Here is an 11,547-nt window from a genome sequence, read left to right as displayed (position 1 = left end):
AAACCCACCGCAATTCCTAGAATCCTTGAAGAAGAAATTCAAGCCGAGTGTGAAAAATCCACCGCAAATAAAAAAGTGGATTCTAGTGATGAAGCTTTTTATCGTCATTGCGAGCCGACTTGTCGGCGTGGCAATCCATACAAAAATCTACCACCGCCCTAGAATCCACTTTTGATAAATCGCAAAATGAACGGGCTGAAATCGTGTTTGATAAAAACGCAGAATTACAAAAAGTGGATTCTAGGATTTTTCAAACACCGCCATTTTTGCTGCCACAGAATCTATGGATTGCCCGCGGTGCAAGCGGTGCTGCCAATGACAGAAAAGCCAACGCCAAAATAAAATAACCCCTCTAAGATTTTACACTTCCTAGGCTCCAGCGACAGCGGCGGTATACCTGTCCATAACTGCAACTGCGGCGCGTGTGAAGAGTATAGAAACAAGGCAGGCAAAATCTCTCCACAAGCGCGTTTTTGCAAACAGAATCTAGCGAGTATATTTTGCTTGATTGTGGGATTGAAGCCACTGCCACGCTTTTTGATGGTGCAAAAATCCGTGCTATTTTTCTCACGCATTTTCACGCTGACCACGCCTTGGGGCTATTGCGTTTGCGCTATAGTAAGCAGCATATCGCGTGCTACCACCAGATGATAGGCAGGGCTTTGGGGATTTATTTAAGCATACAAAATCTATCACCTACCAAGTCCTACGCCCATTTACACCCATAGCAATTGATAGCTACACTTTCACGCCTATCCCACTTCTGCACTCAAAGCCCACTTTTGGCTACTTTATCCAAACTCCAAGCGAGAATATCGCCTATCTTACTGATTGTGCGGGGCTGCCGCAAGAGAGTTTAGAGTTTTTACAGCAAAAGAGCATTGATATTTGCTACATTGATGCAGGGGCGTTTGTGGATAGCAATGGCAAAAAAGATAGCAGCAACCACCTAAGCCACTATGAAGCCGCTGAAATTATCAAAGCCCTAGCCCCCAAACAAGCGCGACTTATCCACATCTCTCATACAATCTTAGAATCTTTGCGGGATATACCTTTGCCATTTCCGTATGTGTTGTAGATGAAGCATAGCCCTAGAATCCACTTTTTCGAATAACGCCCTTTTCTGGTCATTGCGAGCTTTGGCGCAAGACAAAGCGTGGCAATCCAAAACAAGCGCAGCGCAGTTTCTTTAGAAAACAAGCGCAGCGGTGCAAGGCGAAGCCGAAGCAGGTTTCTTTAGAAAACAAGCGATTTTGAATAAATCAAACAAGAGTGAAGCACGCGTTAAGTAAGAGAGTAGAGTAAGACTAGCCCACCCCCTTAACGACCAAAGGTTTCAATAAGGTGAGCTATGGATTATCCTAGTAGCACTTGACAACCTTAGAAAACGAGTTGATGAATACCGCAGGTAGTCATAACTCAATCCTTTAGGAGCGAAGCGGGATTTACTCCCGCGTGAGCGGTCTTAAGTGAGCTTTTAAGCGAACGACTATGAAAATAATAATATCATAGCGGAAAGATTTTGCAAACAATCTTACTCATCGTAACCTTCTTTATTCAAAGTAGGTTACGCAGAGAGTCGCACTCTCTTAGGCAACCTCTAATCGCAATTCTATCACATTTTAAAATCCTACATTAGAATCCAAACTTAGCTTTTGTCTTATGCCTTATCCCTAAGTTTTGACTTGGATAATAAAACTTCTGCTAGAATCCGCTTCAGTTTCGCCATAAGGAGTTGTATGATTCTAAATGCCATTATCCAAAAGATGAGAATGGTTATTTTGCTTTTGTGCCTGAGCTTAGTGGCTGTGTAACTCAAGCGGATAGCTATGAAGAAGCATTACAATATCAAGAAGCGGCAGCATGTATATGGAGTTTGCAGCTAGATAGATTAGACATATACAGGCTAAAGATACAGATTATTCCATAGAACTAGCCATGCCTGAGCTACCAAACTTACAGCAAAAGAGGCTGAAAAATTTTGCTTCAAGAAGGCTTTATTATCGGCAAGACAAAAGGGTAGCCAGATCTACATAAAAATTCCCACAGGATAGTCTACCCACCACACAGGTAAAACTTTACATCCAAAAATCATTAAAGAGCTTTTTGCATTATAGAATCTGCTAGAGAGTAGATAGTCTGCTAGATTTTCTTTCTTTGATAGCAAGTATTGTTAGAGATATTTTAGATTCCATTATCAAGCCATAATAAACGCAAAAAGCTTAATTTGTAAGAGAATGTAAAGAATATGTATATCTAGGATAAATCTCAAATCCCCCGCTCCCAAATGATTCCACAAAATCTCACATTTTTACAAAAAAAAAAAAAACGCCAAAAAAATAAGCAAAAAATAAGCAAAATTTATAAACAATGCCAGCTTCCTACTATTACATTTCACTTCACAAGGAGAACTTATGAAAACTTCAAATAATAACGCCCATACTCGTGCGGGGGGGGGGGGGGTATATAATCTCTCTTTAAATGCTGTAAATCCTACAGATTCTCAAAAGCTAGTTAAGTCTAAGGCTACACGATTAAGTTTAATATGCTTTCTTGCTCTTAGCTCCGCAGTGGCTAGTGCGATGACATACCAAAGAATAACGCTCAAGACCTTATAATACAGGCAACGATGGGGACAGATATAGTGGCAAAACATTTGCAGATAATGGGACTGGTGCAAGAGAGAATGAAGGCAGTTTTTCAAATATTAGGAGTGGTGTCGTGCTAAGTCGCTATGGAAACAAAAACGATCAACAAATACACAATTACAAATACGCAATGTTTGCTTACGCTTATACAAGACGACCCGTGCAGATGAAGCCCCTTTTTTACGCAAAGAGCACAATAGACTATTTTGAGTTAGATGTAAGTAAGAGGGGCAGTCAGGATACGCCTATGTGGATTTTGTCATTTTTTGTCGATTCTAGTTGCAAGCAATGTCGCCGAAACGAAAATCTCACCATAAAAGAGCTTGCGCTAAAAGGCGATACAAAGCTAGAGATCAAGCTAGCTGGGGGTAAGAACACCATCGACACCCTAAATCACCAAGCCAAACTATTACACCTAAAAGTCAATAATGAAAATAGCGATAAGCTCAATATCACCACGCTTAATCAAACGGGTGCAAATAGCGACACGCAAATTTTCAACAAGATAAAGGTAGAAGACTTTAATCTTAGCGGTGGCAAAGCACATCAGCTTGCAGGTGAGATTACCAACCTAAATATCACTAATGGACATTCCATCAAGGTAAGCATAATGGCGGCTCTAGTGGCTATAGTGATGCTCAAATCACAGGTGGCACTATTGCAAAGGTGGATTTAAGCGGCAATGGTGTGTTTGAGCAAATTAAAGGCAGTGTAACTACACTCAATCAAAGTGGTGGTGGTGCTATCCAGCAAGGTGGCACAATTACCAATCTCAATCTCTCCGGCGGCACATTCACCCACAATGGCGGCACACTTAGCAATGTAGTGCTAAAAGCTGGTGGCAGTGGCTCTACATTTGTCAATGGCACAGATTCTGCCTTTGATAACATCACTCAAGAGGGTGGCAATCACACTATCATCGGTAAGGTTGCTAAATTTACTCTAGCGAGTGGTTCCTTTACCAACAACGGCTCTATCACCACACTCACTACCAACACCACCACAAAACAAGCTAGAAGTGGCACAAACTTCTACGCTGCCCAAGCCGCTGCTACCAACCACATCACTAACAACGGCACCATTGATAAACTAGAGCTCACCAAAGACGCTGATAGCGTAACCAATAATGCTGTGTATAACACAGGCGGTGGCTTAGCAAGTGGTATCATCAAAGAGCTAAGCGTAACAAAAGGCAGTGCCACCATCAACACCCTAAATGGTGTAGGACAAGGGACAGCAGGTAATGTAGAGCCTCATACACTCTCTAATATCAACATCACTAAAGACGCTAAACTCACCGTTGATACCCTAAGCGTAGGACTCAAAGGCAACCAAGCTATAGAGAGAGTAACGATAAATAACGATACAAGCACTCAAGGAACCAACAAAGAATTTGCCGTCAATAAAATCCAAGTAACCTACCTTGATGGCAACTTTGACCCTGCAAAAAGCATTAGCAAGAATCTTACAGACTATGTAACATCTGGTAGCCATAGCTATGTAGATGGAGCTAGCAAGCCCACCTTTGAATCAAGCCCAGAGCTCCAAGGTATAGGGGTGAAGTTTAATCCCGATGGCACCCCTATCTTTGAGGTAGAAGCTTCTGTGGCTGCAAGTATGACAAGCGTAGTCGTGCGCCAATCTATGCGACGAAAAATGCTTATAGACACCTATCTCGCAGAACAAAACAGAAGAAGCTTGAAAAACAAAGAGCGCAGAACCAAGCAGCGCATAGAAGCAGCCACCCTAGGAGATGCAAGAGCCCAGTATCAAAAAGACCTAGCCAAATACAAGCTAGACTTAGCCAAATGGGATAAACTCGCTAGCACCAAAGAAAACAAAGCTTTGATCGCTAAATACGAGCAAGAAGACAAAGCCTACCAAAAAGCCCTAGAGCAATACAACAAAGACAAAAAAGCCTATGAAGATAATCGCAAAAACCTAGAAACCATCGCTAAAGCCAAAAAGCTAAAAGCCCCCATAGAGCCAAAAGCCCCTGTGCGCCCAAATCTAAAGCCAAGCGATAAGCACTACAAAAAGGCTATGGCAGATTTCACCAAAGCACAAAAAGCATATGAAAAAGCTATGAGCAACTATGAGCAAGAGCTTAGAATCTATAATGAGGAAAATAGCAAGCTAGAGACCATAGCTAGAGCAAACAACCTTAAAGCCCCCATAGCTCCTAAAGCTCCTATAAGACCAAATCTAAAGCCAAATCATAAAGACTATAAGCGAGTAATGGCAGCCTATGAGTCAAACCAAAGAGCCTACCAAACAGCCCTAAAACGCTATGAGCTAGAGAAAAAGAGCTATGAAGAAAAGAGAAAAAACCTAGAAGTGCTTGCTAAAACTAATAAGTTTAATGCCAATCTCAAAGCTCCCATAGAGCCAAAAGCCCCTGTGCGCCCAAATCTCAAGCCAAATCATAAAGACTATAGAAAGGCTATGAGCAAATACGAGCAAGAGCGCAAAGACTATCTAAAAGACTTCAAACAATACGAGCAAGATAAAAAAAGCTATGAGAGAGAGTATCAAAAGCTTATAGCCCTAGCTGATGCCCAAAGCAATAAGCTAAAAGCTCCTATACAGCCAAAAGCTCCTACTAAGCCTAAAATCCTAGCTAGCAAACCAGAAATGCCACAAGAGCCAAAGCTTGGAGAGATAAGTGCAGAGCTACTAGCTAAGCATAAAGTCCAAGGGGATTTCTTTATCCGTGCCTATGGTGGGACAGGCTCACATAAAGCAACCAATGGCGCACAAACAAGCTCTTGGAGTGTGGGCACACTCTTTGGCTCGACTTGGGATCTAGCTCTTGGACAAACAAGTGGGAATATCGGCTTCTATGGTGGGTATGAGTATATCTACAATGGCTATAAGCAAGCCCATATCGATGCCCAAGGACACACAGGCTTCCTAGGGCTTAGATTCTCCCATATCTTTGCTAAGACGAAGCTAGCAGGATTCTACTACCTAGCTGACATCAATGGCGGCTATAGCGATATATCTGTAGGACAAGATATGAATGGTATGCGATTTAGTGCTAATGTAGGGAATATCAACTTTGGCTCATCTTTTAGACTAGGCTCATCTGTGTATATGTATGGGGCTAAGTCTATCCTCTTCCCTTCAGTTGGTGTAGGTGTAGAGGGTGGCTATCTAGGAGAGTTTGAGATGAGGACAAACCGCTCTGGTGAGCTACGCTATGGAGGACTAAGCCAAGGCTATGCTGTTACTTATGCCCAAGCAAATCTCAACTACTACCAAGAGTATGGCAAAAGGCTCTCTACTACACTAGGTGGTGGCTTTAGGTATCTAATGAATACAGATATAAACATTATGCCAACACTTAATGGCAAGGCTTATACCATTGATGAAAAGACAGGTAGAGCAGCAGCAGTGCATGTAGCTCCATTTTTCTACCAAGGCACATTTGTGATAAATTACCACACAGACAAGCTAGGAAACTTCTCTGCAGGCTATGTGGCAGTAGGTGGGGAGTTAGGGATAACGCATAATGCTTCTGTAAGGTGGCATTATTTCTTTTAAAAGGCGTTGGCTTTGAGCGATAAATCGCGGATTCTGCGGCGCGGGCTTGCTCATTACCGCTTAGGTAAATCCCTGCGCCCGCGCCTTGAAAACCACGATTTCTCATCTCAAATCCTGCCGCCGCGACTCTCTTAGTTTTTCAGGTTTTTTAATTTTCAAGCTTTTTTATCGTCATTGCGAGCGGTGCTTGCACCGCGCGGCAATCCATTAAAAACAAAACCAAAATCCTAGAATCCTTTGCTAGCTTTTTACAATGTCTTACTTAATCCTAGAATCCACTTTTTGTAATCCTACCGCCGTGACTCTCTTAGTTTTTCAGGTTTTTTAATTTTCAAGCTTTTTTATCGTCATTGCGAGCGGACTTGCACCGCGCGGCAAAGCGTAGCTTCTTTAGAGTTCTTAGAATCGTGTTGCTCTCAAACTAACTTTAATCCTAGAATCCTTTGCTAGCTTTTTTAGAATTTAGACTTTTTTATCATTTAAACTTTTTTCTAACCTTCCCCAAAAATCGCAAAGCTCCCACAGCCCCACCGCAAAGCGTAGCTTCTTTAGAGTTCTTAGAATCGTGTTGCTCTCAAACTAACTTTACTCCTAGAATCCACTTTTTACACCTTTGGCATTTAACCCTAGAATCCACTTTTCAAAAAGTGGATTCTAGTAAAGGTTATTTTGCTAGCGCAAAATTATGGATCGCCGGCTCGTTTCACTCGCTCGCGATGACAATAAAACGCGATATGTAAAAAAGTGGATTCTAGGCTTAACGCTTATTTTCCGTCATTGCGAGCGGACTTGTCCGCGAGGCAAAGCGTAGCTTCTTTAGTAATCCATAAAAAATAAAGCGCAACTCTTTAGCAATCCACAAAAAACAAAAACACAAAGCTTAGAATCCTTGTTTGCTAGGGGAAGTAGCCGCTGGATAAGCGTGCGCTTGTGGATAGGATCCACTACTCTAGAATCTGGTCTGCTAGAATCTAGAAAATCTATGTGTTTATATATAAATAAACTTGATAGTAAATGACTAAATTTATATAATGCCTAGTGTATAAAACTTAGCGATATTACATTGCTTTGGATTATATAAGTGCTATTTCAAGGAGTAAGAAATGTTTGAGAAATTAACCAATCAAAGCAGAGAAGCCCTAGATTCTGCGGCATCTTTGGCATTACACGCCAATAATCAAGAAATCACTTCAGCCCACTTGCTTTGGGCAATGCTTACTGATACCCAAAGTATCTTAAACCAAGCCCTAACGATGATGAATGTCGATAAAGCCGCTATCACCCTAGAGGCAAAAAGTGTGGTAGAAAATCTCCCTAAAACTTCCCACATAAACAAAGAGAGCTTGCGATTATCCCAAGAGCTTGCTACCGCCCTGCACAACGCACAAGGACACGCCACGCAAAATGGCGATAGCTATATCGCTCTTGATAGCATTATCATCGCAAATAGCAAAAGCGAGATGTTTGTAAAGATTCTAGGTAAATACATTGATATGCGCGAGCTGGCAAAGAGCCTAGAATCTATGCGTAAAGGTGCGAAAATCAGCAATCAAAATGATGATAGCACCTTGCAGTCTTTGGCGAAATTTGGGATTGATCTAACGGCAAAGGCGTTGGAAAACAGCCTTGATCCAGTCATCGGCAGAGATGAAGAAATTATGCGAATGATGCAAATCCTTATCCGCAAGAGCAAAAATAATCCTATCTTGATAGGCGAGCCGGGTGTGGGCAAAACAGCCGTGGTAGAGGGGCTAGCCCAAAGGATCGTGCGTAAAGAAGTCCCCCTAAGCTTGCAGCACAAACGCGTCATCGCGCTTGATATGAGCGCGCTTGTGGCGGGGGCGAAGTATCGCGGGGAGTTTGAGGAGCGGCTAAAGGCGGTGGTCGATGAAGTCAAAAAGGCTGGGAATGTGATTTTGTTTATCGATGAGATCCACACGATCGTGGGGGCTGGGGCAGCTGAAGGCAGTATGGATGCGGCAAATATCTTAAAGCCAGCCCTAGCGCGAGGTGAGCTACATACCATTGGCGCAACTACGCTTAAGGAATATCGCAAATATTTTGAAAAAGACGCCGCGCTTACAAGGAGATTCCAGCCTATCGCGCTTGATGAGCCAAGCGTGAGTGAGTCGCTGCATATTTTGCGCGGGATAAAAGAGCGGCTTGAAGCTCACCATAAAGTGAGCATTACAGACTCTGCGCTAGTGGCAGCGGCGAAGCTTTCAGCTCGCTATATCACAGATCGATTTTTGCCTGATAAGGCGATTGATCTAATAGATGAAGCCGCAGCGGAGCTAAAAATGCAGATAGAATCCCAGCCAAACGCGCTTGCTTCTATCAAGCGGATAATTGAGAATCTCACCATCGAGCAAGAAGCGATCAAAATGGAGGCAAATAGCGCGGAAAAGGGTGCCAAAAAGGGCGCGAATGCCGATAGGGCTTGCAGAGATAGAGCAAGAGCTAGGCAATGCCAAAGAGGAGCAACGCCGGCTTGAAGCGCGCTTTGAGAATGAAAAGCAAGTCTTCCAAGAAATCGCCCAAAGCAAGGATAAAATCGATGCGTTGCGAAGCGAGGGTGAGATCGCCAAGCGAGAGGGGAACTTGCAAAGGGCAGCAGAGGTCGAATACGGGCTTTTGCCAGCGGAGAAAGAAGCCTTGCAGGCATTAGAGCAAAAATGGGCGAGTATGCAAGAAGGCGGGACATTGCTAAAAAATGCTGTAACACAAGAGAGTATCGCAGAGATCGTAAGCCGCTGGACACAAATCCCTGTGCGCAAAATGCTTCAAAGTGAGAAAGATAGGATTCTAGGCATAGAGCAAGAGCTAGCCCAAAGTGTAGTAGGGCAAGATGAAGCGTTAAAAGCCATAGCGCGCGCGATAAAGCGCAATAAAGCGGGGCTAAGTGATAGCAATCGCCCCATTGGCAGCTTTTTGTTCCTAGGACCCACGGGCGTGGGCAAGACAGAATCCGCTAAAGCGTTGGCGCGCTTTTGTTTGATAGTGAGAAAACCTTATCCGCTTTGATATGAGCGAGTATATGCAAAAGCACGAGGTGAGTCGGCTAGTGGGCGCGGCTCCGGGCTATGTGGGCTATGAAGAGGGCGGGCAGCTCACAGAAGCTCTACGCAGGAAGCCTTATAGCGTGGTGCTGTTTGATGAGATTGAGAAAGCGCACCCAGATGTGTTTAATCTGCTTTTACAAGTGCTTGATGATGGGCGGATCACGGATAATAAGGGCGTAACGATTGACTGCAAAAATACCATTATCATTTGACAAGCAATATTGGCAGCCAAAAGATTATGGATATAGCTGATACAAAAGAGCGCGAAGCAGCGGTGCGCGATGAGCTGAAGGCTTACTTCAAGCCGGAGTTTATCAATCGGCTTGATGATATTGTGATCTTAACCCCTAAGCCTTGCAAATATCACAAAGATCGTTGAGAATCTACTTGCTAATATCGCTACAAAGCTTGGTGATAGAGGGATTGGTATTGAGCTGACACAAGCTGCCAAAGCCTTTATCGCGGAAGTGGGCTTTGACCCTGTCTTTGGCGCACGACCGCTAAAAAGGGCGATGTATGAAGAGGTAGAAGACAGGCTAGCGGAGCTGATTTTAGAAGCAAAGGTGCAAGAGGGCGATAGGGTGGTGTTTGATGTAAAGGATTCTGCGCTGTCTGTGGAAGTCGTGCATAATAAAGGGTAAAAGCTTTAAGAATCTATCCCGCTAATAAAGCTTACTAAAAGCAAAAATCCGCTAGAATCGCGACATTTTTCATAAAGGCGATAGAATGTTGAAAGTTTTGGATGATACAGAGGATAATGGCGAATTTGCAAGAATGCTTGCGGAGCGAGAGCGACAAGAAGAGCTAGGACAGGTGAAGACAGGCAAGGTGATCGCTATCCAAGATAACGGCTTGCTTGTTGATGTGGTGAGAAGCTAGAAGGGTTTTTGGGGCTGGCAGAAGTTGCGGATAAAGATGGCAAGATCCCCTTTAATGTGGGCGATGAGATTGTGGTGTTTGTCTCTGCTGGGAGAGGTGAGCGACCTAGTGTTTCACATAAAAGGCTATCAAGCTTGCCAATGTGGAGCAAAAGATCAAAGAGCTGGCAGTGATTTTAAAGACAAGGTTGTTGAGGGAAAAATTATCCGCAAGAACAAGGGCGGCTATGTGCTAGAAGCTGATGGTGTGGATTACTTTATGCCTCGTGCAGCGGCTGCACTCAAGGATTCTGCGAAGAATATTGGACAAAGGGTGAAAGCGTGCATTATCGATGTGCGTCCAGATGAGCGATCGATCATCGTTTCTCGCAAGAGATTTTTTGAGATTGATGATGTGAGACAGGCAGAGGGAGTTAAAAAACTCTTAGAAGAAGATGGCAAGGTGTTTGAAGGGGTTGTAAAGAGTATCACAAGCTTTGGAATGTTTGTGGAAGTTGATGGTATCAAGGGCTTGTGCATTACACAGAGATTAGCCATAAGGGTCCTGTGAATACCGCTAAACTCTACAAAGAGGGTGATGTCGTATCACTTAAAGTTGTGGGCTATGATGAAGAGAAAAAGCGATTGTCATTCTCTATCAAGGCTGTTACGCAAGATCCTTGGCAGGAGGTGCAAAAGAGCTGCAAAGGGCTATACGATCAAGGTGGTTGTAAGCAATATTGAGGCGTATGGGGCTTTTGTGGATATTGGCAATGATGTAGAGGGCTTCTTGCATATTTCTGAAATTTCTTGGGATAAGGATATTAAACACCCAAGCGATGTGTTGAAAGTAGGTGATGAGATTGATGTGGAAGTGATAGAAATTGATCCAACTAGTCGCAGACTACGCGTATCGTTGAAAAATCTTTTAGAAAAGCCTTTTGATGGCTTTATGAAAGCATATAAACTTAATGATGTAGTGAAGGCAAGGTTGCTACTTTGACAGATTTTGGGGCGTTTATCAATTTGGGCAAGTAGATGGACTACTGCACAATGAAGATGCGTTTTGGAGAAGGGCAATAAATGTAAGATGCGTTCAAGGTTGGAGAAGAAGTTGAAGTAAGGATTGTCAAGATAGATGGCACAAACCAAAGAATCTCCCTTAGCAGAAAGGCTTTGAAAGAGTCCCCAGCAGAAGTGTTTAGCAAGACATATAAAGTCGATGATATTGTCAAAGGCAAGGTGATAGACATCAAGGATTTTGGCGTGTTTGTAGAAATTGATGGTATGGATGCTCTTATACGCAATGAAGACTTGTATCCACTAGAAAAGAAGCGATAGAAGTTGGGAGTGAGATTGAGGGTGTGGTCGCTTCCATTGATAAGCAAAATAACCGCGTGCGCGTATCTGTAAAGCGACTAGAGCGACAAAAGC

At 43.3% G+C, this 11,547-nt stretch carries 8 protein-coding genes and 4 pseudogenes; all 12 read left to right on the top strand.

Annotation, left to right across the window (positions count from 1 at the left end; all coding sequences use genetic code 11):
* Positions 1–107: 107 nt before the first annotated feature.
* Positions 108–347: a hypothetical protein gene (locus DX060_RS10725; protein ID WP_147278847.1), complete on the top strand. Its 240-nt coding sequence runs from the start codon at positions 108–110 to the stop codon at positions 345–347.
* Between the two features lie 117 nt (positions 348–464).
* A pseudogene (locus DX060_RS10720) lies at positions 465–728 on the top strand (MBL fold metallo-hydrolase); the annotation flags it as partial.
* Complete coding sequence (locus DX060_RS10715) at positions 635–1,078, top strand: MBL fold metallo-hydrolase (RefSeq protein WP_115012519.1); 444 nt, start codon at positions 635–637, stop codon at positions 1,076–1,078. The pseudogene DX060_RS10720 and the gene DX060_RS10715, both read left to right, overlap by 94 nt.
* 661 nt (positions 1,079–1,739) lie before the next feature.
* Positions 1,740–1,847 (top strand): annotated as a pseudogene (locus DX060_RS12450) (type II toxin-antitoxin system HicB family antitoxin); the annotation flags it as partial.
* A gap of 567 nt (positions 1,848–2,414) precedes the next feature.
* A complete protein-coding gene (locus DX060_RS10705; RefSeq protein ID WP_115012518.1) occupies positions 2,415–2,618 on the top strand; it encodes a hypothetical protein in 204 nt (67 codons plus the stop codon).
* 277 nt (positions 2,619–2,895) lie between these two features.
* Entirely contained in the window at positions 2,896–3,324 is a 429-nt protein-coding gene (locus tag DX060_RS10700; RefSeq protein ID WP_147278846.1) for a hypothetical protein, read from the top strand.
* 11 nt (positions 3,325–3,335) lie between these two features.
* Entirely contained in the window at positions 3,336–6,194 is a 2,859-nt protein-coding gene (locus tag DX060_RS10695; protein ID WP_147278845.1) for a hypothetical protein, read from the top strand.
* 12 nt (positions 6,195–6,206) lie between these two features.
* A complete protein-coding gene (locus tag DX060_RS12305; RefSeq protein ID WP_258552264.1) occupies positions 6,207–6,329 on the top strand; it encodes a hypothetical protein in 123 nt (40 codons plus the stop codon).
* A 308-nt stretch (positions 6,330–6,637) separates the two neighbouring features.
* The gene (locus DX060_RS10690) at positions 6,638–6,934 is read left to right on the top strand and encodes a hypothetical protein (RefSeq protein WP_115012037.1); all 297 of its coding nucleotides are present in this window, start codon (positions 6,638–6,640) and stop codon (positions 6,932–6,934) included.
* 363 nt (positions 6,935–7,297) lie between these two features.
* Positions 7,298–9,897 (top strand): annotated as a pseudogene (locus DX060_RS12300) (ATP-dependent Clp protease ATP-binding subunit).
* Between the two features lie 85 nt (positions 9,898–9,982).
* The gene (locus DX060_RS11650) at positions 9,983–10,135 is read left to right on the top strand and encodes a hypothetical protein (RefSeq protein ID WP_181814329.1); all 153 of its coding nucleotides are present in this window, start codon (positions 9,983–9,985) and stop codon (positions 10,133–10,135) included.
* A gap of 50 nt (positions 10,136–10,185) precedes the next feature.
* Positions 10,186–11,547, top strand: a pseudogene (locus DX060_RS12445) (S1 RNA-binding domain-containing protein); the annotation flags it as partial.

The organism is Helicobacter canis, assembly GCF_900451095.1.
Lineage (GTDB): Bacteria > Campylobacterota > Campylobacteria > Campylobacterales > Helicobacteraceae > Helicobacter_B > Helicobacter_B zhangjianzhongii.
This window is presented reverse-complemented; position numbering and strand designations above follow the sequence as displayed.